At 41.4% G+C, this 24,176-nt stretch carries 20 protein-coding genes; 13 read left to right on the top strand and 7 right to left on the bottom strand.

Annotation, left to right across the window (positions count from 1 at the left end; translation table 11 throughout):
- Positions 1-74 precede the first annotated feature (74 nt).
- Positions 75-1,130 (top strand): hypothetical protein, encoded by a 1,056-nt coding sequence (locus AC3WTP_RS00405; RefSeq protein ID WP_492392601.1) that lies wholly within the window; start codon positions 75-77, stop codon positions 1,128-1,130.
- Between the two features lie 102 nt (positions 1,131-1,232).
- Here the strand turns inward: AC3WTP_RS00405 and AC3WTP_RS00400 are convergent, their stop codons facing one another.
- The 4 genes from AC3WTP_RS00400 to AC3WTP_RS00385 all read right to left on the bottom strand — a co-directional run bounded on the left by AC3WTP_RS00400 (position 1,233) and on the right by AC3WTP_RS00385 (position 3,881).
- Positions 1,233-2,054: a TlyA family RNA methyltransferase gene (locus AC3WTP_RS00400; RefSeq protein WP_492392600.1), complete on the bottom strand. Its 822-nt coding sequence runs from the start codon at positions 2,052-2,054 to the stop codon at positions 1,233-1,235.
- Positions 2,055-2,276: 222 nt separating this feature from the next.
- Positions 2,277-2,936 (bottom strand): GAP family protein, encoded by a 660-nt coding sequence (locus tag AC3WTP_RS00395; protein ID WP_492392947.1) that lies wholly within the window; start codon positions 2,934-2,936, stop codon positions 2,277-2,279.
- Positions 2,930-3,703, bottom strand: coding sequence for a MerR family transcriptional regulator (locus AC3WTP_RS00390; RefSeq protein WP_492392599.1), 774 nt, complete (start codon positions 3,701-3,703; stop codon positions 2,930-2,932). The genes AC3WTP_RS00395 and AC3WTP_RS00390 overlap by 7 nt, the downstream gene beginning before the upstream one ends.
- 28 nt (positions 3,704-3,731) lie before the next feature.
- The gene (locus tag AC3WTP_RS00385) at positions 3,732-3,881 is read right to left on the bottom strand and encodes a hypothetical protein (RefSeq protein ID WP_492392598.1); all 150 of its coding nucleotides are present in this window, start codon (positions 3,879-3,881) and stop codon (positions 3,732-3,734) included.
- 158 nt (positions 3,882-4,039) lie between these two features.
- On the opposite strand from AC3WTP_RS00385, the gene AC3WTP_RS00380 reads away from it, so the two are divergent.
- Complete coding sequence (locus AC3WTP_RS00380) at positions 4,040-4,699, top strand: DUF4097 family beta strand repeat-containing protein (RefSeq protein WP_492392597.1); 660 nt, start codon at positions 4,040-4,042, stop codon at positions 4,697-4,699.
- Between the two features lie 96 nt (positions 4,700-4,795).
- Here AC3WTP_RS00380 and AC3WTP_RS00375 read toward each other — a convergent pair whose 3' ends face one another.
- The 3 genes from AC3WTP_RS00375 to AC3WTP_RS00365 all read right to left on the bottom strand — a co-directional run bounded on the left by AC3WTP_RS00375 (position 4,796) and on the right by AC3WTP_RS00365 (position 9,748).
- Positions 4,796-6,415 carry a sigma factor-like helix-turn-helix DNA-binding protein gene (locus tag AC3WTP_RS00375; protein WP_492392596.1) on the bottom strand — a complete coding sequence of 540 codons (1,620 nt, stop codon included), beginning with the start codon at positions 6,413-6,415 and terminating at the stop codon, positions 4,796-4,798.
- 142 nt (positions 6,416-6,557) lie between these two features.
- Positions 6,558-8,015, bottom strand: coding sequence for a response regulator transcription factor (locus AC3WTP_RS00370; RefSeq protein ID WP_492392595.1), 1,458 nt, complete (start codon positions 8,013-8,015; stop codon positions 6,558-6,560).
- Positions 8,015-9,748 (bottom strand): cache domain-containing sensor histidine kinase, encoded by a 1,734-nt coding sequence (locus AC3WTP_RS00365; protein ID WP_492392594.1) that lies wholly within the window; start codon positions 9,746-9,748, stop codon positions 8,015-8,017. The genes AC3WTP_RS00370 and AC3WTP_RS00365 overlap by 1 nt, the downstream gene beginning before the upstream one ends.
- Before the next feature lie 185 nt (positions 9,749-9,933).
- Between AC3WTP_RS00365 and AC3WTP_RS00360 the strand changes: the two genes are divergently transcribed.
- The 11 genes from AC3WTP_RS00360 to AC3WTP_RS00310 all read left to right on the top strand — a co-directional run bounded on the left by AC3WTP_RS00360 (position 9,934) and on the right by AC3WTP_RS00310 (position 24,162).
- Positions 9,934-11,235, top strand: coding sequence for an ABC transporter substrate-binding protein (locus AC3WTP_RS00360; RefSeq protein ID WP_492392593.1), 1,302 nt, complete (start codon positions 9,934-9,936; stop codon positions 11,233-11,235).
- Between the two features lie 76 nt (positions 11,236-11,311).
- Positions 11,312-12,187 carry a carbohydrate ABC transporter permease gene (locus AC3WTP_RS00355; RefSeq protein WP_492392592.1) on the top strand — a complete coding sequence of 292 codons (876 nt, stop codon included), beginning with the start codon at positions 11,312-11,314 and terminating at the stop codon, positions 12,185-12,187.
- A complete protein-coding gene (locus AC3WTP_RS00350) occupies positions 12,187-13,008 on the top strand; it encodes a carbohydrate ABC transporter permease (RefSeq protein WP_492392591.1) in 822 nt (273 codons plus the stop codon). Before AC3WTP_RS00355 ends, AC3WTP_RS00350 begins: the two co-directional genes overlap by 1 nt.
- Positions 13,009-13,025: 17 nt before the next feature.
- Positions 13,026-15,182, top strand: coding sequence for an alpha-amylase family protein (locus AC3WTP_RS00345; RefSeq protein WP_492392590.1), 2,157 nt, complete (start codon positions 13,026-13,028; stop codon positions 15,180-15,182).
- A 10-nt stretch (positions 15,183-15,192) separates the two neighbouring features.
- A complete protein-coding gene (locus AC3WTP_RS00340; RefSeq protein WP_492392589.1) occupies positions 15,193-15,609 on the top strand; it encodes a hypothetical protein in 417 nt (138 codons plus the stop codon).
- Between the two features lie 5 nt (positions 15,610-15,614).
- Positions 15,615-20,033, top strand: coding sequence for an S-layer homology domain-containing protein (locus AC3WTP_RS00335; RefSeq protein WP_492392588.1), 4,419 nt, complete (start codon positions 15,615-15,617; stop codon positions 20,031-20,033).
- Between the two features lie 390 nt (positions 20,034-20,423).
- On the top strand, positions 20,424-21,005 hold the full coding sequence (locus tag AC3WTP_RS00330) for a sterol desaturase family protein (protein ID WP_492392946.1): 582 nt from the start codon (positions 20,424-20,426) through the stop codon (positions 21,003-21,005).
- 231 nt (positions 21,006-21,236) lie between these two features.
- Entirely contained in the window at positions 21,237-21,548 is a 312-nt protein-coding gene (locus AC3WTP_RS00325; protein ID WP_492392945.1) for an ArsR/SmtB family transcription factor, read from the top strand.
- A 73-nt stretch (positions 21,549-21,621) separates the two neighbouring features.
- Positions 21,622-22,797 (top strand): MFS transporter, encoded by a 1,176-nt coding sequence (locus tag AC3WTP_RS00320; RefSeq protein WP_492392587.1) that lies wholly within the window; start codon positions 21,622-21,624, stop codon positions 22,795-22,797.
- A gap of 189 nt (positions 22,798-22,986) precedes the next feature.
- Positions 22,987-23,541 (top strand): cupin domain-containing protein, encoded by a 555-nt coding sequence (locus AC3WTP_RS00315; protein WP_492392586.1) that lies wholly within the window; start codon positions 22,987-22,989, stop codon positions 23,539-23,541.
- Between the two features lie 246 nt (positions 23,542-23,787).
- On the top strand, positions 23,788-24,162 hold the full coding sequence (locus AC3WTP_RS00310; protein WP_492392585.1) for a RidA family protein: 375 nt from the start codon (positions 23,788-23,790) through the stop codon (positions 24,160-24,162).
- Positions 24,163-24,176: the final 14 nt, after the last annotated feature.

Here is a 24,176-nt window from a genome sequence, read left to right as displayed (position 1 = left end):
ACTTATAATTAGTTTTGTTTGCATAGTTCTTAAGCCTTGCCTGTAGTCAGACTAAATTCCTAAAGAGGTGTCAAATGGGTAGTAATAAAAAGAAAGCAGTCGTTCTGATTAGTTCAGCAGTAACCGTCATTATCCTGATTTTAGTCGTCGTTATCTTCTCAAGAGGTGGATTCGGTAATAAATATGTCCAATGGGTAAAAGAAGGTAAAGCTATTCCAGGGAAACCTTACGCTATAGAAGAGGTGCTCGAAAACAATAAAATATTCAGTAATGTAGAATGGTCCCAAGTAACACGCGACGGAAATAAAGACGACATTGACAAGTTCGTCATGTACCAGTCTACATATTCCGACCAAGGTGTCAGTGTACACATCCGTTCCATTTTGCAAGTTTTCGGTCCAGGGCAGTTTAAGCCTGTCGAATTCTCAGTAGATGGAGAAATGATGGAACTTCCTAATTGGACACTGTTATTAGCAGAAGCAACGGATAAATACGAAGGTAAGCAAACACAACCAGAAGAAACCGTGCAGAATTCAGAAGTTGCACCAACACTTGGAGCATCGAAGGACAGCCAGTCAGATAGTCCAACTAACGAAACAAGCCAACAAGAAGATCAGGACGCGGTACAGAATACATCTGACAGCACCCTAGCGAACTTTCTATTATGGAACATAACAGACCAAGACAAGGAAATTCCTCTCAAACTGGATGGAGAGAAAGCTTCCGTAGTCATCGGTCTAGATACACCAAACGGAATCAATCTACGTGTCGTGATCGACAGCATGCAAACAGGTTGGAAACTCGATCTGCCCGCGAACGAAGATGGACCATTCGATGAGTTCGGCGATCTCCAATCTGGATTCAGTCTGTATCTCAAGGATCATGACTTCGATAACGATGGAACTCCAGAAGTGGTTGTCGCCGCAAGTAATCAGTTGGACCAAACATTTGTATGGGTATTTGGCTATAACTTTGTCGCGCTTGAAAATGGAACTTCTCCGCTGGAGCTTCTCATGAGTGCGGAAGGACAGTCTGATGTTCAAATAAGTAATAACAAGATCACGCTGCCGTATGGATCTCAAGGTCTCTTTGAGGAATACACCTATAGCAATGGTACGTTTATGAAATAAAACCTCTAACGAGGAAGGGGCTTTCCTTATCTTCAGGAAAGCCCCTCAACTAAAAGCTACTATTCATTCGATTCACTCAAACACTTAAACCATATCGATGGCTTATTTACGATATGCCTCCAGCTTGACCGCCTCATGGATAGCTGCATCGATGTCTCGGCCGATATCTCTTCTTGCTGAAGAGCCGCCCGGACCAAGCCATAGGAAAAATTCTTTCGTCCCTTTGTTCCCAGTAACCGGACTATGCGAGATACCAAGTACGCGAAGCCTGATACTTTCCGAAAAATGAGCGAGGTCCTCTAGAATTCGCCTATATATGTCCGGATCGTCGATTACCCCCGACCTGCGTATGTACCGGTCGGACACTTCAAACAAAGGCTTGACCAAACAAAGCATTTCACCGCCCGGCTCCAGCAGACGATCCACAAGCGGAATCGCCTGTTTCAAAGACAGATAAGAGAGGTCCAGTGCAGCGAATTCCGGCCCGGGCTGCAGTTGCAGCTTTGAAACGGAACCGATATTGGTCTTCTCCATGTTCACGACCCGAGGGTCAAGCCTTAACTTACCCGCCAGTTGGCCGTATCCGACATCGATCGCATACACTTTCGCAGCGCCGTGCTGCAATAAGCAATCCGTAAATCCGCCCGTAGAGGCTCCCGTATCCAAAGCGATTTTACCAGTAACATCGATCTGAAAATGATCCAAAGCGCCCTCAAGCTTGAGTCCGCCTTTTCCGACGTATTTCTGTTCATAACCTTTAACGACTAGCTCGACATCTTCTTTAACCTGCTCGCCTTCATAAACGGCAGATTGACCGTTCACTAACACCTTACCCGACATAACCCAGCTTGCGGCCTGCTTCCGGTCTTCAAAATAACCCCGCTCCAGCAGCAAACTCCACAAAGGCACTTTTCGCTTGTTCAACTCATTCCGCTCCTCTTCTTCATAGTCTCTGTTCGGGACTTCTGAGAAGGCGGAGCTCTTATAGGCCGGTCATAACGTTATATTTCAACCAACAAATGATACATGCAGAATCAACTCCGTTTTTTCCTATATCATAACAATATTTTCTAGTTAAATGTGTGATTTACCTCAAACTCTTGTCTTGCGTAATAGCCATCATAAACTTCCTTCGTTGTCTGTATCTTATAGATAATCTAAACTATTAATAACCAAAATCAACCCCACGATACACATAACCCATGAAATAGCCGATCCTGAATGCTGCGAAAGCTTGATTTGAAGCCTTTCCAACGGTCTCTTCATTACTCGCCCTAATAATAAATGCAAGGTAAACAGGATTAATGGCGGCAGTAGCATTATAAAATTATAACCAGCTAACATCGGGAGCCACTGAAAGACTGCTAAATTGGAAGTAGTCATAAGACCAATCGCAGCAAAATACGGCACCGCCATCCCCACTTCAATCAGTGATGTCGTGAACCCGAGTGCAATCATGGATCTCTTACTTTTGGACTTCGGCTTTGGCAAATCCGATTTTTTACTCTTAGGGTAGTAGAAGCTTGCTATAAACAGAATCCCCCCAATGATCAGCATAACCCAACTTACAATACGATTCTGAAAGATGGAGGCGAACGAAGCTAGCAACACATCCAAGCCTAACATCAAAGCAACGCCTACTGAAAAATAAATTGCCGCGACTGTCACTAAATAAATCATTAAGCGTGAGCATAATCGCTCCTTCTCCGTTAACAGCAAATATACCGTCACTCCCAGTGTTGCAGGACTTAACGTATCTAATAAGGCTAATCCCCCTACCGAATAAAGAAGTTCCAAACTCACGATACTCCTCCTTGCTCCAAGGAAGAGTCCTGTAGGGAAGAAATGTAGATGTCATATGCCCGTTCCATAAAATCAAGAACTTCCTTGTCTATAGGATACAGTCCGAGACTCTTAGATTGCTTTGGGGATTTTCGCAAATCCCATAATTTATTCACAAACTCGTCTTCGTCTTTGAAATCTTCCAATTGTTTTTCTACCATACGCCGTATGATGTTTTGCACTCTTGAGGAAGCAGGATCATCTCTCGTATATCGTTTTATCTGCCCTAGCAAAGCGATCCACTCCAGAGAATCGGGGTCTTCTCCACTCATTTTAGGAAGCTTTGTCCAAAGCTCGATTTCCTTATCGTTAAACACGTTCTCCTTGAGGGTCGGCGATCTTTTTTTATGTTGATTCGATAACTGAATAAGTTTCTGTATCGCAAGCCGCTCATCCCCGCCTTCGACTGCAATCCCATTTATCAATTCCCGCAGAGATGACTCTATACTCTTTAATCTTTCTTGCTCTTCAAGGATATAAGCTAACTGGCTATTCAAACTGTTCGACCAATTCCAATTCGAGTCGGATAGCATATCTTTAATATCTTGCAGCTTGTAACCCATTCCTTTTAAAAATTGGATATATTGCAGCTTCTTCAGTTCCTCTTCTGAATATAGACGATGTCCCCCTTCTGTTTTGGATGAAGCCGTCAATAATTCGATCTGATCATAGTACCGAAGTGTTCTGACCGTAATATTCGTTTGTTTCGCAACTTCTTTGATATGAATCAATTACAGACACCTCCGACGATGGAAAATGCTAATTTTCTTTATTTTTATAAACTGCATTTTTAATTAGATATCCCAATCCTAGTCCGACTACTACTCCTGGAAATGCATGATCCAGCATAAGTCCAATCCCTGCTCCTATAATGACACATGCATAAATAATGATATCTCCTTGCTTCATATCTATTAGCCCCTTTCATCATTGGCTTGATTATACATAATGACGCAACGTCACTTTCAAGTGTTTTTATGATTAAAATATTTTTTGCGCAAGTTAGCTTGATGCTGACGCAACGTAATCTTATATAATCATGTTCACAATAATGAAGAGGTGAGGATATGAACAAATATTGCGTCTGTTTGCTTTTGGTGGTGATGCTGTTTCTTAGTGCCTGTAGTTCTAACAATGAGGAATATGCACAAACGGTGTCGATAAAGTGGATCGATAACATCCATATTGACCACGGCAGCACAACATTGGTAGTAGAATCAGCGGATATCGAAGCACTTGAAGCATCCTGGATCAATAGTAATGGACCTGGAATCGTTATTGATAAGGAGGAAGATACCGTCAATATTCAGCTCAAGAGTGATCTCAGGGACATCGTAAATATCGGGAAAATGCCTCAGCTATCCGTTCGTATTCCAAACAGTTATGAGAGACAAGTAACGATTGACGGTTCTTCCGGAAACGTAAAGATACATAATCTGAACACACAAAAACTCAATATTAAAGGAAGCAGCGGAAATGTATCGCTTGACTATTTAGAAATTGATAGCGACATCAATGTTTCTGTCAAAAGTGGCAACGTTCTTTTACATCTAGAAGACAAGGACTCCAACATAAACTGGCTGTTGCAATCTAGTAGTGGAAGACAATCTGTCGGTATTCCTTTGAATAATTCACAACAAAGTAACAGAAAGACACAAGGACAAACAGGAGATGGCACATTTCGTGTGCAACTCCAAACAACTTCTGGGGATATAACGATTAAATAAAACATTTCGAAAGGCTATAATTCGCGAAGAAAGGCCTTCCTCTGCAGGACGGCCCTTTCTTTGATCTCACTTTATCCAACTATCGGTAACCCCGCGCTAGCTTTGATTCATGAACATGATCGTAGAAATGCCCTTTTGACGGTGCGGATCAGGTATTTTTAGCATACCGATATCGACCAAATGTTTGAGTACATATGTACGCATTGTTCCCGACGCCATGTTGTTCTGCGACCAGTAGCGCACATATTTATCTGCATGGACTGGTTGACCTTCGAGATTCAATTGATAGACAGCCTGATCCAATTTCGTAGCGGCTTCTTTAATTCGTTCGGACGGTTGTGGAATCGCCGCATGCAGACGTTCTCCTGTTTGTTTATCTTTGCAATAAACAATATTAACTTCAAGGCCAGATTCCGTTCGCAGCAAATATTGCTTGTCGAATAGACGGCGATAGGCGTCGATGTTCGCATGGTTTTGCGGCAAATCTCCATTAATCACGTGCATCAGGCTGATGAAATCCGAACTCAGATTGTCTCTCCAGCCGCCCTGCCTGCCGCACCACCACGTATTGATCTGCCATGCCTTTACTGCGTGCTCATCGGAATCGCGACTCATATCGCCGCAAAAATAATATTGGCTGCGGTCAAAGCTGACATTAAACTCTCTGTCGATCGTTGCAAAGGCGGCGTAATGGCCGCCATCTTTACGGCTGACTGAAACCTCTTCATCGCTTACCCTATCAAGTTCATTGAAGCTCAGCTGTTTACTAGCATACGGAATAAGGCTCCATAACAGCAGATTGATGTCTCCGCCTGGAATATAGACACCGGTCTCTTGGAACACTTCAGCCATCGAGAAAAGTGTCTTGAAATAATGCTCGACGGCAACCTCGGCATACTCTTCGAACAAACGGTGTAGTGCCTCACTTTTCGTTTGGGACGGATCTTCAATGTACATATTTGTACGATATTTTCCGCCCGGTAATTGATCCATGAAGCCGTATTCTTCTAGGACTTCGACTTCATCTTCGATAAATACAGGTGAAATGCCTAGTTCTTCGGCGATTTCATTGACCGTGAGCGGCTTGTGATAAGCGGAGAAAGCGATGTTTTGTCTGATCGCCGTCGCCAGAAAGTCGGCGGTATCGCCTTTATTGCCCGGGGATCCGCTATGCCCTAATCTTGTCATGCGAATCGGATTGATGCCGAGGTTGCCTATCGATCGGATTGTGTTCATCTTGTGTTTCAGCTCCTTTTTCGCTTCGAATAAGTGCCATTTGACCGTGCCACTGGAAAGATCCATCGCAGCCGCGATTTCTCTAATTTTCATGCCGCCGTAATAGTACTTGACTACGATTTCCCGTTGCTGGTGAGATAAAAAGGCGATTTCCCGCCGCAATGCGCCAGCGGTTTCTTGATGGATGATCGCGTCGAAGCCCTCGTCTTTGGATATCACCTCGTTGTCATCTATCCGCAATTGGTTGGACGCCTTCACTTTCTCGCCGACGTATTTCGCCCATACATAATGAGCGATCTTAAAGACGTAGCTGTTCAGATCCAGAAACTCCGTCTTTTTGAGAAGCGTCTGGTAAACCTCCAGCGTCATTCTTCCCGCCAACTCCTCGGCTTCGGCGATATTGCCCGTTTTGTTCAAAGCAAACCCAAACAGCGGCTTGATGTAATCCTTGATGACAAGGTTGGCTTGTTGTTTATCCATGACTTGAAAGCTCCTCCTTATCGGGTAGCACTCAACTATATACTGCATCGAAAACGAAAAAGGTTGGGTAGTAAAGAATAATTTTAACTAAACTCCCGTTTAGCTTAGAACCGATTCAAGTAATAATCTAATCTCACCTCATCTAAAGTTTTAAACTTTTCCTATAGTCAGAAGGGTAGATGTTAGTTAACTTGTAAAATATGTTTGTAAAGTGTCTTGGGCTATTGTAGCCAACCATTGAAGAGACCGTTTTAATAGAAATATCGTTATTTGATGCTAGGAGCAATTTAGCATTATAGATGCGGACCTGTGTTAAATAGTCTGTAAACTTTGTCCCAAACTTCTCGTGGAAGAGCTTGCTTACGTAATTGGGAGAAAGCTTGTAAATTTCAGAAATGACTGTAATACCAATGTCTTTCATATAATTTTTATCGACATATTCTTTGATCAGATCCATCTTATTCAATGACGACTGACTAATGTTGATTTTTAAGCCTTCGCCTAATGCCAGCAGCTCTTTAAAAAACTGTTTTGGACTCTGATGCTCTTTTAGGTTTTGACCCGTTAATTTATTCGTATACGATTGCAGTTCCTCGAAATTAATCTTTAATAAATTCATCTTGGTATGACTCAGAATATTTTTAATGTGAATGGTGTACTCAGGTTCGTTCCCATCAATATAAGCAGAGATAACCTTGAAAAAAAGCTCCAAAAATGCAAAATCATCATGGTTTAAGCCGGATGCTGCTGCTTGGATATCATGAACTATTCCTGTTTTATTGGCAAAAATACAGTAGTATTTTTGATTAATGTTTGCTGCATGTTCGGGTAAAAGGGTAAGGGTAGATGAATTTGTACTTAAACAGCTAATGTTACAGCTTTTATTATATTCTTTCAGAATTAGATTGATTGAATGAATAATGTAATCTTGATTATCTTTAACCGATTGAATAACAAGAGCAAGATTCCCTCTCTTAGAATGAAAAAGTGCACTTTTATTCCCGTACTTCAGCAAGTTGTCTGCTAGATCACCTAATTCATTGCTTAGCTTGGAATAAATAGAGTGATAGATTTCATCATAGTTATTGCATAAAATAAAAAATTCAAAGTATAAAAAATCACCATGTTCTACGTTCTTGTCCACATCTTTACCGGGATTTCTGAAGTTTGGATTATTGAACAATGAGATGACTTTGTGCTGAAATTTAAAGTTATCAAATGATGTTTCTTTATTTATCTTAATCTTAAGCTCTTTTAACACATGTTCTAGCGTTTCCCGCTCAATTGGCTTTAACAGATAATCTGTAACTCCTAAACTAATGCAGCGCTTAGCGTAAGAGAAATCTGCGTAGGCAGTCAATACGACAAAATTGGTGTTGGGGCAGCTCATTTTCGCTTGCTCAATGGCAGAGATTCCATCTACATACGGCATTTTAATGTCAACGAAGGCGATATCAGGTGAATGCTGTAAACATAGATCGATCAATGCTTGACCATTTGCGGCCTCTACCATTTCATAGGGCTCGTTCATGACTTCAGCTATCAAGCTTTGCGTATAATATCGGATTAGCTTATCATCATCTGCAACTATAATTTTCATCATGTCTCCTCCTGTTCACAGAATTTGATTATAATGATCGTGCCGACATGCACGGTTGAAGCAATAGATAAATCAACTTTATCGTTCCAGAGCATTAATCGTTTTTTGACATTGGCAAGGCCAATATTATCTTTACGATCATCCATATTAAATCCCACACCGTTGTCTTTAACCATGATCGTGTACATCTTCGTTTCATCTGAATAAGCAGCGGAAATCTCAATTAACATCGGATCATCGGTGGAACCCATGCCGTGTATAATACTATTTTCAACAAGTGGCTGCAGTATAAGCTTGGGTATCTCGATATTTTTGCAGCATTCGCTCATATTTATGGTGTAGAACAGTCTATCCTCATAATGAATCTGCTGTAGATTGATATACTTTTCAAGGAAATCCAATTCGGTTTGAATGCTGACACTTCTTTCGCTAGTCGAAGTATATTGAAACAGTCTGGTTAGATTAAGGATAGCGTTTTCAAGTTTATTTCTTTCACCCATACGGTTCAGGGCAAGCAAACAATTCAATGTGTTATAGAGAAAATGCGGATTGATCTGGCTTTGCAAAGCTCGATTTTCTGCTTTTTTTTGTTCCACAACGGCTATGAATTCTTGCTTGATATGTTGATCTAAATCAATTGTCATCTCGTTTACAGCATGAGCAATCATGTTCAATTCATTATTGCGATGAACGGTAATTCTTGTTCTTAGGTCGCCCCCTCTAATCTTCTTGAGCGCAATAACAATGGATTTGATATCTAATACAAGTCGGTTAGAAACGTTTTGAAATATGAAAAAGGCAACGCCAATGGTCAATAAGCTTAAACATATAGACAAAATATAGACGGGTTTATTAGATGCAGCAAGATCATCTTCAGAGATCGCGTAGATGATTTCCCAATCCGAATACGAAATATTGGCATGGATGGTTCGATAGGTATGTGAATCAATCTCAAAAGATGCAGTGGAGTTCAATATTTTATTTTCTAAAGAAGTGTCATATTCTTTATTGGCGTACAGAATGCTCTCATTATTGGCTAGAGCAATGAATGAATTTTCCGATGTGACGATGCTTTGAATCATCTTTTCTAGATTCTCTGAGAGAACATCGATCTGTAGAACGCCAATAATCTGTTTGGTATCAAAATCTTTTATTGCTTTTAGAGCGGAATAGACCCGATGATTGGAGCCGTTAATTTCTTTCTCATAAATACCTGTTAAGTACATGTTGCCTTTACTGGCAATGGCCTTCTGAAAATTAGTGCTTTCATGATAATCATCTATTGCAATGGTATGTAACCCTTCACGGCTCTTATTTACTTCATACACCAGATTACTACTAGGGTTGGTTGGAAGAAACCGAACGCTATCGATGTCGTTGCTATTCGTGTAAATCAGTTTGGTAAAGGTAGTAATGTAATTACTTTGAAGTCTGTTTTGTTCTAGAATATCGGTAAGAAAGACACCTCGATTATAGGATTGAAGAGCATTAAAAATATCAACATATAGCGCTGGAGTGTTGGCAACGTTTTCAAGATTGTAGATCAGCGTATTTATATTTATGGCAACCTGGTCAATAATATTTTGAACTTGCCGCTCCGTAGCTTTGATATTTTGAGCATTTAAGTAGGCAGTAATACAGATCGTTGCAATAAAAATTGGCAGTATAATGCTTATCGCAAACAGGCTGTATAAGCTTAATCGAAAGTTTGGTTTTATCAGTGGTCTTAGCATCGGTCTCACTTCCTTATACCCATTATATTGGACAATGTAAGCGCAACCGTCAAGAAATTAGTGAAAAAAAGGGTATTGTAGAAAATTGTACTTCTCGTGTAGATTCGCTACATTTTCGGGATACATATTGTTTCTTATAATGAACCCGAGATGATCATTAACATCCAAAACGGAGGGATCGAAGAATGAAAGCTAGAAAAATACTTTCTACAGTTTTGGTCGGAATACTTGCAATAAGCATGCTGGGTGCTTGTTCATCTAAACCGCCTGCATCTGAGGAATCTCCAAAACCAGCGGCAACAGAAACGCCTGGAAAACCAGCATCGGATGTAAAGCTAACATTTATGACCAACGTGGTAGGTGTTCAAGCAGAAGCATTACAGAAAGCAGTTAAGGATTTCGAAGCCAAATCAGGTTATACAGTTGAATTCTCAGCGCCTGGCAAGAGCTATGAAGAGCTCATGAAGACCAAAATGTCTTCAAACACTTTACCCGATTTATTTACAACACATGGTTGGTCAGTTGCTCGTTATAGCGAATATCTGGAACCCGTAAATGACATGGAATTTGCAAGCAGAATCTCGGATCAGATGAAGCCGGTTATTACGGATAAAGAAGGAAAGATGTATGTTCTCCCGATCGACGCTGATATCGCGGGTATGATTTATAACGAGGATGTACTTACGGCAGCAGGCGTTAAGGTAGACGACATTAAAACTTGGGATGACTTTACGGCTGCAGCTCAGAAGATAAAAGACTCTGGCAAGGAAGTTATAACGATCGGCGGTAAAGATGTCTGGACGATTGGACAGTTCTTCGACTGGGTTGCACCATCTTATTACGTTACGAATGATGCCAATAATAAGCGAGATGAACTGAAGAGCGGTACATTTGATACAGCTGCTTGGGAGAAGGTCGCTGGTCTGATGGATCAATGGGTGAAGGCAGGATACTTTAACAAGGATGTTCTGACCGCTGATTATAACGGCGATATGACAGCGCTTGCAAATGGAGAAGCAGCTTTTGCTTTCTATGGAAACTCCTCGATCATCGATGCTAAGAAAGTGAATCCGGATGCCAAGCTTGGCATGATGCCAATTCCTTCAGCAAGCAAAGATGATGAGCCTTCATTAATCGCAGGTGAGAGAGTTGCAGTAGGCGTATGGAAAGACAGCAAGCATAAAGAAGCAGCGATCGAGCTGTTAAACTATCTCGCACAGCCGGAAGTTGCCGTTACGATTTCAGATGCAACAGGTAATCCATCAGGCTTAAAAGATGTAACTGGAAACCTTGGCGATATTCAAAATTACTATGATAAATATGCAAACATCCGTACCTTCCCATACTTTGATAGAGAGTATCTGCCAAGCGGTATGTGGGATGTTATGTGTTCAACTGGAGCAGAGATTCTTGCAGGAAAATCAGGCTCTGTACAAGATGCAGCAAAGTCCATGGAACAAAACTTCAATGATAAGTTTGTGAAATAGCTGCTACGAATACATGAGATAACAAGTAGCTGTATTTCGAAGATACAGCTACTTCTCTTCATACAAGGAGATTAATATGAAACGTACTGGTGAGAAAAACTCCATTGTAAACATACTGTACATTCCTGCCCTAATCTTATTTATGGTGTTTGTCATCTACCCGCTTTTTAGGGGTGTGTTCTTATCATTTACCAATTGGAATGGTTACTCGCAGACATATAAGATCGTGGGTATCTCCAATTATACTCGCATGTTTACCGACGAAAATTTCTATCGAGCATTTATCAATACGATTGTATATGGCTTTGGAAGCACCATACTTCAGAACATTTTGGGATTGGCATTAGCGATTTATTTGAATCAGACATTCCGGGGCAAGTCGCTTGTTAGAACGGTTGTGTATTTACCGGTCATGATCGCACCTTTAATCATGGGATATATCATGTATTTCTTCGTTCGCTATGATGCTGGTGCCATAAATGATATTTTGATCGCGCTGGGAGCCAGTCCAGTAGACTGGATGGCAGATGGCACAAGGGCAACCATTATCATGACTTTAATCAATTCGCTGCAATATGTCGGGATATCCATGGTTATTTATTTGGCAGGACTTCAAAATATCTCAGAAATGTACTACGAGGCAGCGAAAGTGGATGGCGTTAATGCTTGGGGACAATTCAAATATATTACCTTGCCGCTATTAATGCCTGCGATCTCTTCTGCTGTCATTATCAATTTAATCGGTGGATTGAAGCTGTTTGATATCATTATGGCTTTAACCTCCGGCGGTCCTGGATATGATACACATTCACTATCTACACTCGTTCACAGAATGTACTTCGGCAGTGAAATGGCTGGTTACGCCTCAGCGATTGGCTTTGTAACTTTCGTTCTCATATTGATTGTGAACAGAGTTGTATTACGTCAGTTAGATAAAAGGGAGATCGACTAATGAAAACGAAAAAGAAAACAATCATTTGGCAGACACTTGTTGCCATCGTCTTGTTCGTAATCTTTGCCTCTCCCATTTATGTACTAATTGGTGTTGCATTTAAGAGCCCTCGCGATCTGAGTTCGATGTGGACGATGCCATCATACATTAATTGGGATAACTTTACCGCTGCCATAAATGAGGGAAAGATCCTCCTTTCGATGGTCAACAGCTTGATTATTTCGGCTGCTTCTGTCGTGTTCATTGTGTTAGTTGGCGCACTTGCTTCTTATCCGTTATCACGTGTAAAAACTAGACTTAATCGAGTGATTAAAGGATTCGTCTTAGGCATCATGATTGTGCCTCCACTTAGTATTCTCGTTCCTTTATATGAAACCTTGGTCAATCTGGGCGGTGTAAATAACTATTGGGGTATTGTGATCACCCTGCTGACATTTGAATTGCCGCTTAGTATATTTTTGTACTCGAATTTTGTCGCAAGCATTCCGAAAGCGCTTGATGAAGCAGCTTCTATTGATGGTTGTGGACCAATCAAGACATTCTTTGCGGTCATTTTGCCACAGCTAAAACCAGTAACAGCATCCGTCATAATTTTAGCCGGGGTTCATTGCTGGAATGATTACCAGTTTTCATTGTATTTATTGCAGGATCCATCCTATAAAACCATTACACTCGCGATTTCTTCCTTCTTCTCGCAAACGACAAGCAACTTGAATGCAGCTGCGGCTTCGGCCCTATTGGCTATTCTGCCTATTTCACTAGTGTTCCTATTCTTGCAAAAGTACTTTATCAAAGGCATGGTCGATAGCGCGATTAAGTAAAACAATGAGGTGACCCTATGAATAACGAAAATTTTCATCCTATACAACAAGTGCCACCAAACGCTCATGCGCTGCATAAATGGTACGAAGACACCAAAACGCTAGCATACGAGTATAACGGCATCGATATTCTTTCTTTCCATGTTCCGGATGCAGAAGACTTGGGCTTCCGCCATGGCTCTGACGGTTCCATGCAAAGCGTACAGTATTATCAGCAGATTTATATTGCAGTTGAGAAGCCAATGAAGGTAAACATGACGTTCAACCTGTCTGCAGATGTTATTAATATGCGTCCAAGAAGAGCACGGGCAAACGAGGCCATTCTAGGACAATGCGGCAATGTTCTGATCGAGGGCGTGAATGCGCTTTACGATATTAGCCTTGATCTGCTAATTGACTGGAATGGTGTGAAATGGTCTTGGCTGTCCAAGGAAATTGAGATTATCAATGGTCGAGCGATTGTTCAAGTTGAAGTCGAGCTTAGTGAGAAACCGATGTTTATCAATATTCGCCCCCATTACTATAACAAGCATCTAGGTTACAGCTATCACAAGCCATGGGAGTTCAAACCGAATCCGAAAGCCGTTGCTGGCTGGTGCTCTTGGGAAGCGTATCGCCGTGATATCGACATTCATAAAGTTAAACAAGTTGCTAGGTTTATGGCGGACAATTTCAAAGACTATGGGATGGAATACATTCAGGTTGATGATGGCTATCAGAAGATGCCGCTGCCTGCTAACCCTAAAGGTACAATGGCAGAGGGCTGGATGACTTGTGAGGATGAGAAATTCCCGGAGGGGCATCAAGGAATTGTTTCAGCCATTAAGCATGAGGGAATGGCTCCCGCGATCTGGACCAACGCCAATATCACGAACCCGGAATTCCCGATCTATAACCCGGAAGCCGTCCTTTGGAATGGCGACGAAGCAATTAAAGGGGAATGGATCGATTATTTGTACAGCTGTACACCTGAAACACTTGAGAAGCACATCGTTCCTCTATTCGAGAGCTTTAAAGAAATGGGCTACGAATATATCAAGATTGATGCCATCCGCCATTTATTATTTGATGGGCTGCATGAGTGTGTTCGGCTTGGACTGATGAGCAATGAGGAAGCGGAGCAGAAGTTCAGAGCCTATATGGAAGCGACGAAAAAAGGCCTTGGCGACAAGGTGTATTACCTTGCAAGCTGGGGAGAAATGCATGAGGTTGTAGGGCTGGTAGACGCTTGTCGTATTTCGATGGATGCTAATCCTACTTGGGCAGGCGTGCGTATGCAGCTGTTTGAAAGCGCTCGCTGGTTTCATACCCAACGAATCCTGTTCTTGAACGACCCTGACCATGTCTGTGTTCGAACCAAGCTGGAGTGGGCAAAGACCGTATTATCTTTAATTTCGCTGTCAGGCGGCTTATATATGCTCAGTGATACCTTGGATGCGTATGCTCCAGACAAGATGGATGTGATTCGAAAGACATTGCCGACACTGACAACCAAAACCGCTGAAACGGGACCTTTGTCGTTGGAATATCCAGCTTATACATGGACCAAGCTGCATGGATTCGCCGTACAATCTCACGAAACACCAGTCGTGGCAGAGGATGCCTCTCTTGATGATGCCTATCATATGGCCGGAGTTTATGAAGGCGTAGATGCTGAGCATCCATTTTCCTCACTATGGTCATTCCATGTAAATAAGGGAAGCAGAAGATGGTGCGTGATGACAAGAGTAGCCACCTTGCCGCTCTCGAAATCCGAAGTAACCATGAAAACTCTAGGACTTGATGAAGCTAAAACCTACTTGGCCTTTGATTTCTGGAAGCAACAGTTTATAGGTGAGGTTCAGGGCGCATATGAGGCCGGGGCTCTCGATTTAGGAAGCTGTGAAGTGGTTGCATTCTATGAGAAAACAGCAGAGCCTCAAGTTATTGCATCCGATAGACACGTTTCGATGGATGCTGTCAGCGTACTGGAGCATGAATACAACAATTCATCTTTAAACCTCAAACTAGAAGGTGTAGTGGGCGCTGTACAAAAGTATTTTGTTTATATTCCGGATGGCCATAAGGTAACAAGCGTATCTGAACATGCAAAGGTTGTAACACTTGAAACCAACTTAGTCTGTATAGAAGTAGCGTTTAAAGAAAAACTCATGGATATCTCTATCCATTTCTAGGAGAGCGCTTATGATCAGAACTATTACAAAAGAGAGCTTTAAACCCTATGGCACTGTCATTGAGTTTTCAGAGAATCCAGCAGATCCACGCTTTGAAGTGGTGGTTACGGAAGTCAATCATCCGTGGCGGCTAGCGGTTCTTCGAGTGGTTGAGAGAGAATTTGATCAACTCGAATGCCATACGATGTCGCTGGAAAGCTTTGAACCGGTAAGCGGTACAGGTTTATTGATCGTAGCTGAACACGAAACGCCAGAGCAGTATGAGGTGTTCCTGCTGGATAAGCCAGTGTGTCTCCATAAAGGGATTTGGCATCAAATGATCACCTTGTCTGAGGAAACTATCATCAAGATTGCGGAAAATTTGGAAGTGAGCTCAGCGTTTTATAACTTTGATCAAAGTTTAACAATCCATATTTCTGGGAGATGAGATTAATGTGGAAGAAGACGTTGTCACTAGTATTGGCACTTACATTGCTATTTCCTATGGTTCCCTTTAACAATCTTGAAGTACACGCTGCAGCAGGAACCAATTTGTTGAAAAATGCTGGATTCGAAGATGGGAAAGTGGCTTGGAATTTTGTTGGGGCAAACGGAAACTCCGGCTCAGGAATACAAACCAACAATCCGCATTCCGGAGCTAGAGGATATTTCCTTGATGGTACGGATGAGAACTCGCTTGGATATTTCGCAGTAGAACAGGAAGTTACAGCACCTTACACTGGAAGTTACAACACTTCTGCATTCATCTCAACAGGCGGCTCAAAATCTTCTTTTGGTGTTAAACGAGTAGATAACACGGTATTAAACAGCGTTGTTATTCCAAATGGAGCTACCTACAATTCAGTTCATACTTTATCACCAATTGAGCTTAAGCAAGGCGATAAAGTGATCGTGTATAGCAATAGCGGTACCGGATGGACCAACGGTGATGACTTTTCTTTCGAATATGATCTTTCCAGTGTGCTCCGTAATGTAATGAGTGATGCCGGATTTGATCAGATGGTGAGAATCCCAAAGGCAGGGCAATATATTCTAACTGCTAAGGTAAGCGGCAGCGGTGAAGTAACGATAACTGCTGGTCAAGAAAGCAAGACTATTACTGCTGCAGAAGAGCCTCAAGAGGTTAAGTTGATTGTACCTGACTTGGCGGTTGATACAGAGCTTCAAATTACTGCAACAGCTGGAGCTGCTGTTACAGATTACTCATTAAGATTTGATATGGATAGTATAGCGAATCATGCACCAACAGCCACAAACGTATCTATCTCGGGGAATTATTGGTCTGGCCAAACCTTGACTGGAAGCTATACCTTCTCAGATGAAGACGAGGGTCAAACGGAAGGAACTAGTCTTTATCAGTGGTATTCTTCCGATACACCTGATGGAACCTACACGGCAATTGAAGGAGAAACCAAAACTTCATTGGTATTAGATGATGAAGATGTGGGCAAATATTTTAAATTTGCCGTAACCCCAGTTGATATATGGGGGTTGAAAGGTGAACAAGTGATGTCAGTTGCTGCTGACCAAATGGTTCGGATCAACTATGTGCGTAACTATAGCTTTGACATCGAAGTAAATGGTTCGCCTGCGGGCTGGAAGTTTGCTAACGGTGGTCAATCTCCGAACAATCCATCTGTAGCAAAGACAGGGTTCAGATATGGTTATTTGCCAACAAATTCACCGAGTGCAGAACTATTCTACACCTTCCCGGTCGACAAGACCGCTAGCTATGATTTAAGCATGTACATCAATGCCGCCGCTCCTGGTACAGAGATTGGTGTCAGATATCAAGGCGATACCACGGCGATAAAATCCTTACAAACAACAAAAGCAACCGCTGGATATGAGAAAGTAACGTTAACTGATATTGTTCTCGAAGCAGGTTCTAAAGTTGAGGTTTATGCCAAGGGTGGAGCTAGTACAGAAGCTTCTTTGGTAGATGACGTTGAAATGTACTTAAATCCTGCTGCCCAGGTGCCTGATCTAGCGAATTTATTCTCTTTTAAGGCAGATAAGCAGATTGGCGATGCTGTGATTAATTCTAAAGATAGAACCATCACTTTTAAAGTCCCATATGGAACTGATGTAACTTCACTTAATGTCGTCATAGAAGTTTCAGAAGGGGCAAATGTTAGTCCGTCAACAACGGGGGTAGATTTTACTAAGCCTGTACAGTTCACGATTTCAAAAAATGCGGTTCGTAATGTCTGGACGGTAACATGTGAAATTCAGGATAAAAAAATTGCTTTAAAATCGAGCAACAAGTATTTACAGGATACTTTCAACTGGGCCGTAAATAAAACAGAACAATTCGTGATGACCGGTAAAAGTGGACTGATCAATAAGTCGGAATGGGGTCTAGGCACTGGTCCGGTAGCTTATGTACCATCTTACTGGGCTGGATATTATGACAGAACGGCTTTCTATAGCAGAGACTTTGTGCATCAGGCAACTGGCGGACAGATTGCTGGACTTGCAGATGAAAACTTTAATATGTTTAAAATCTTCGCAGCAGGTGCAAATGAGGCTAGAAAGTGGTATACCCTGTGGGCATTTAATTTCGACGGTTCCAACTATACATTGGATTACCATCATGATAACAGCTTTGTACGTGAGGTCCCTGCACAATTCGAGCTTGTTCAACGGGCATACGAGCAGTACCGCTGGACTGGCGATGAAAGATACGTACAAGATGAGACATTATTTAATTTCTACACCAAGGTAATGACTGATTTTGTTACTCTACATGATACAAACGGCAATGGTCTTGCAGAGGGAACGGGAACAGGCAATATTTTTGCTGGCTCAAGTACCTATAATGAAAGGGGTAACGAACATCCCATCGAATCAGGAGACTCTGTAGGCTCGCAGTATCAAGCTATGCTCGCTTACTCAGGTATTCTAAAAGCTCGTGGTGATGAAGCAGGAGCTGCAGCATGGAATCAAAAGGCCGCTGATCTTAAAAAATACTTCAATGAAGAGTGGAGTGTAAAAGAGGGCTATAATGGCTTTGCGAGAGGGCTGGCCAAAGATGGTACCAAATACGATGGATTCGGTAAAGAAAATAGCTGGTTCATGCCAATGAAGCTCATCACTGAGCCGGGTCAACGTAATGATGACTACATGGCATTTATTGAAGCGAATCTAGGAACTGGTATTGGCAGCACGCCAGAAGCGCCGCATAATATTGAAGCTTATACTTACATTCCTGATATGTATTTCCCATATAACAAGGCCGATCTAGCCTGGAAGTGGATGAAATATATAACGAACGTTAAAGACGTACCACATGAAAGACCATCACAAGGTACAAATGGGGATTATCCTGAAATTTCGTTTACATTTGTATCTCATGTCATTGAAGGTATGATGGGAATCGAGCCTAACGCAGCGGAACATCGTGTCATTACGGCCCCACGCTTGCCATCTGAAGTGAATGACGTTGAGGCTATGTACATTCCAGTCGGTGAGCATGAAATTAATGTGAAGCATACTGGTCTAGCAAAAACTCAAATTACGAATATTTCCAGCAAGCCTCTTGCCTGGGAAGCTAGATTCTATGGCGATTACAATAAAATTACAGTTGGTACGCAAACCTATGAAGCTATGCATAAAGATATCAATGGTGTAAAAGTGAGCTATGCAACGATCACAGTCCCGGCAAATGGTACCCTTGAAGCAGCAGCAAGCTCTGGCAGCTCTGGCGGTTCAACACCAATCATACCACCGATCAAACCGACAGAAAAACCAAAGGATATGATCATTCTTAAGCCAAGCGTTGACTCAAATAACAACGCAAGAGCGATTGTCAGCGACAACGATGTTACTGAAGTTATTAAGAACGATAATGCAAAAGATGTTATTGTAAGAGTCGATGCTCCAGCAACTACTAGAAGTGTGGAAATAGTACTTAGTAAAACGGCTATGAGCAGTCTGTCCAAGAGTGATAAAGACTTCGTTATCAACACTGGAATCGGCGATGTTCGACTAGAGAAAGCAACTTTAACCCAACTTGCAGGCAAAGACATTGTTATTAAGATCGAAAAATCAGCTGAAGTTGATCGAAGACCGGCTATAACAGTCACTATTCTTGCAGATGGAGTACCCGTAACTCATTTCAATGGTGTTATCACTGTCTCTATTCCATATGTGAAGGAAGGAGCAGAAAAAACCGAAAATATCGTAGTTTACCGTATGGATGGAAACAACAAAGTCATCATCCCAAGTTCAAACGTGATCGATGGCAAAGTTGTATTTAAGACAAAGCATTCCTCAACATTTGCAGTAGGTCATAATCCGAAATCCTTCACAGACATAACCAATCATTGGGCTAAGGACAGTATAGACTTTGTAACTGCAAGACAGCTGTTCTCAGGGGTAACGACCAGTTCCTTTGCACCAAATGAACTAATGACTAGAGGAATGCTGGTTACCGTGTTAGGCAAACTTGACGGTGCTGATGTAGCTGGTAAAACTACAAACTTCACTGATGTATCTGCTGATAAGTATTATGCACCGTATATTGCATGGGCGAGCGAAAGTGCAATTGTAAAAGGTATAGGGAATCAACATTTTGCACCTGACAAAGTGGTAACAAGAGAAGAAATGGCAACGATTATTGCGAACTATGCCAAGTACGCCAACATTACACTCGCCAACTCGGATACTACGAGTAAATTTACAGATGAAGAAACCATTTCATCTTGGGCATTATCTGCAGTAAATCTCATGCAAGGATCCGGCATCATCAGCGGCAAGCCTGGCAACATATTTGATGCCAAAGGTATAGCAACAAGAGCCGAAACAGCTAAGGTGATTCATAATTTGATTAACAAAATAGTGCAATAAGCGGTTTATAGAACTAGTTTAGCCCTCATCCTATTAATAGGTGGGGGCTTTTGATATTTTCTATAACTTTCCATACGACAAGCAGCCCATACCTGACCTAGCAATGTGAATTGCAATGTAATCGGCAAAATGTTGTACGGAATACAACAATACTTACTCTATTCTTTTGAGCGTGGCATACATGCTTGTGAGATAGCACCCGGCTTACCAATAAAATTTAACTTGCAATATCCATTTATTTCCTGCATATTCATAGTATAATGTGATCACAAAGCCATTTCATAAGAAACACGGAAACGCGGACCCTACGTATTGATAATCAGGAGGTGCTGTTAATTGAGCAATAAAAAATATGTAAAAGAGTATTTCTTGTTCCCCGACATAGCCATCATGAGCGGAATCTTCCTGGTCAGCATTGGATTTCTAATTCCAAACCTGACATCCATCGGCCCGTGGATTGCTTTTGTCATAGGTATGGCCGCCTATGCTGCTGCCGAGTATTTCACGCACCGCTTCCTTTTTCACATGAGAGCTCCGAAAAACCCTTTCTTTTTAAAGTTGCTTAAGCGCTTACATTACGATCATCACTCCACTCCGAATGACCTGCATCTATTGTTTCTGCCTTTGTGGTACTCGCTGCCGAACATCGCCATTGTGGGAGCAATTGCTTATTTGATTACAGCAAGCCTCGTGATTACAAATGCTTTTATCGCGGGAGTGATCCTATTTCTATTGTTCTACGAGTGGAAGCATTATATCGCCCATCGACCGATCAATCCAGTCTCCCCCTGGGGTCGTAAGATGAAGAAGATCCATTTATGGCATCATTTTAAAAATGAAAATTACTGGTACGGCGTCACGAATACGGTTCTTGATCACGCGCTAGGGACTTTTGAAGATCACACAAAAGTTGAGCATAGCCAAACGGCCCGTAACCTTGAGCAGCGCGAATATCAAAAGCTGGATCTGTAAGTTAAATCTCCACTGTGTAAGACAAAAATATGCCTGGCAATCGTTAATCCAAGATCATCTCAACTGGAATTACCGTCGTTACGGTATTGAGATTTCTCCAATAGAGCCAAGTGGTATCGTAAAATTAATGAGCGGTGTATAGCCTTCTGTCGAGCTTATATATACTTTCACCTTAGCCCCAAATACATTGCTCATCTTTACAAATCTATAAAAGTAGATATAATGATCGATATGGAACCTATATTAATCTTTAAAGCTTTGTCTAACGAGACGCGTTGTCAAATTATGCAGTGGCTGAAGAATCCAGCGGAGTTTTTTGATGAGAAGCCCTATTTGCAACAGGGGCTGAACTTTGGTATTGGTGTATGTGTGGGAGATATTCAGGCAAAATCGGGACTTGCTCAGTCGGTCATCTCGAACTATTTAGCCACCATGCAAAAAGCGGGTTTATTGGAATCTGAACGAATTGGAAAATGGACGTACTATCGCCGAAACGAAAAGACGATCCAGCAGTTTGCTGAGTACTTCCAAACTAAACTATAGTCGAAAAGGAGTTTTTTTTCGTTTAACATATCTATATTTCTATATACGTATATAAATGGAGGCATTCATCTTAATGAAAAAGGTCAACTCTTCACTAATCATTTTTCTTGCTTTAGGTGTATTTGGCATTATTACAACGGAAATGGGGATTATCGGTGTTCTTCCCCAAGTCACTCAGAAATTTCAGATATCGCCCTCGCAGGCTGGGTATCTTGTAAGTATATTTGCTTTAGTCGTTGCGATTTCGGGACCATTCCTAACCTTACTCGTTTCCGGCATTAATCGTAAAATCATTTTATTGATCTCTGTTCTGATGTTCGCAGTATCTAATATTGTTTATGCTTTCACAACCCAGTTTGAAGTCATGCTTGCTTTCCGAATTGTGCCTGCAATTTTCCACCCTGTCTTTTTTTCAATTGCTCTTGTAACTGCGGCCAGCCTTGTTCCTCCGGAAAATAGCAGCAAAGCCGTCACCAAAGTTTTTGCTGGAATAACCGTTGGATTTGCTTTTGGCGTGCCGTTGACTTCTTATCTCGCAGACAAAATATCGCTAGAGGTTGCATTCCTATTTGCGGCTGTCGTGAGCATCATTGCTTTTATTGGGATACTGGTCTGGCTTCCTTCCATGCCAGTTAAAGAGAAAATGTCTTTTGGCAAGCAGCTAGGCATATTACGCAAGCCTCAATTGTGGTTGACGATTGTTACCGTTATTTTCATCTTTGCAGCTATGTTTTCTGTATATAGCTATTTTGCAGAATATCTTGGGCAAGTAACCCATATGAACGGCTCATGGATTAGCGTTATGCTGATGGCCTTTGGCGTTACCATGATTGTTGGGAACTTTATGTTTGGCGGTTTCATACACAAAAGTATGACAAAGACCGCCATTCTGTTTCCACTAGTATATGCGGTCATTTACTTCATCACTTATTACCTCGGTTCGTATTTCTTGCCGATGGTGGTTATCGTATTTATTTGGGGAGCTGTGCATTCCGGAGGACTCCTTATCAGTCAAGCCTTGCTAATGAATGATGCGAAAGAAGCCCCCGAATTCGGCAACAGCTTGTTTGTCTCCTTCTCCAATGTTGGGATTACGGTAGGGACTTTGATCGGCGGCTGGTTTATTTCTCACTTAGGCATACATCAGCTCATCTGGTGCGGCATTTTGTTTTCATTGCTTGCTTTCATGCTGATCCTAGTAAAAATAACTATTTCAAAATCAAACGCAGAAAAAGTAAATGTACGTTAAACAGATCAGAGGCCACTCCTAACAATTGGAGTGGTTTCTTTCGATACAACATGAATCTCCTTAGCTTATAAAAGTCTGATCAAACTTTAAATTATCCAAGATCTATGATATCTTTATATTTATAGGCTATTAAGCTCAGGAACGGCATATTAATTAACTTCGGGGTATTTTTATGAGGTATGATAAATAATGGATAATTTAGAATTAGGTAAAACAATCGCAAATTTTCGCAAAAAAAAGAACTATACGATTAAACAGTTATCAGAAATAACGAATGTAACTTCATCCATGTTAAGCCAGATTGAAAGGGGACTTTCCAGTCCGTCACTGAATACGCTGCGCATGATCGCCGATGCGTTGGATGTTCCTTTATTTAGTTTATTTACTGAATTTGTGCAAACTAAAGATTTAATTACCAGAGCAGACTCCAGAAAAAAAATCACACTTCCATCATCTAATAATTGGGAATATATGTTATTATCTCCAGATTTAAGCGGATCAATTGAGATGGTTTTAATGAAATTACCACCTGAATCCCAGTCGAGCGAAAAACTGATGAGACACATTGGCGAAGAGGTCGCATATGTATTAGCGGGTGAGGTAGTTTTATTTATTGGGGACGATGTGGAGACTTTATATACTGGAGACAGTGTAAAAATACCACCTGGGGTAGAACATAAGTGGGAAAATACATCGGGTAAAGAAGCAACCGTTATTTTTGCTATTACTCCTCCGACATTTTAGAAAATAAATTAAAATTATATGGGCCGATTTGTTTAAACCGTCTCTGTATTTACAAGTGTATTCCACACTAGTAAATGCAGAAACGGTTTTTTTTGAATTAAATCCTTATTGATTACCTGACCAAAAAGATCGATAAATATTACGCTTGAAATAATAAACGTAAGATGCTATTATTTACCCAGATTTAATTTATTAACTCCTATTTAACTAAAAGCGACTATTACTTCACAACAAGGAGAGGACATTATGAAGAAAACAATTATGACTGATAAGGCTCCCGCTGCTATTGGACCATATTCGCAAGCAATTGTAAGCGCTTCACGTTTGTATGCGTCTGGGCAACTTGGAATAAATCCACAGACAGGTGAAATGAATGATGACTTTGCAATACAAACTGAACAAGTGATGGAGAACATCTCCGCAATTTTGAACGAAGCAGGATACGTTTTCGAAGACATTGTTAAAACGACTATTTTTGTGACCGATCTTGCCAACTTTACTTGTCTCAATGAAATCTATGGCTCTTATTTCAAGTCTAGCAAACCCGCACGTTCTTGCATCCAGGTTGCAGGTCTTCCTAAAGGAGCCAAAGTAGAAATAGAATTTATCGCAGAAAAATAAATTTAAAAACCACA

The sequence above is a fragment of the Paenibacillus sp. EB106-04-04-XG159 genome, assembly GCF_058791835.1.
The sequence above is the reverse complement of the archived record's forward strand: the minus strand, read 5'-3'. Positions and strand labels throughout refer to the sequence as shown.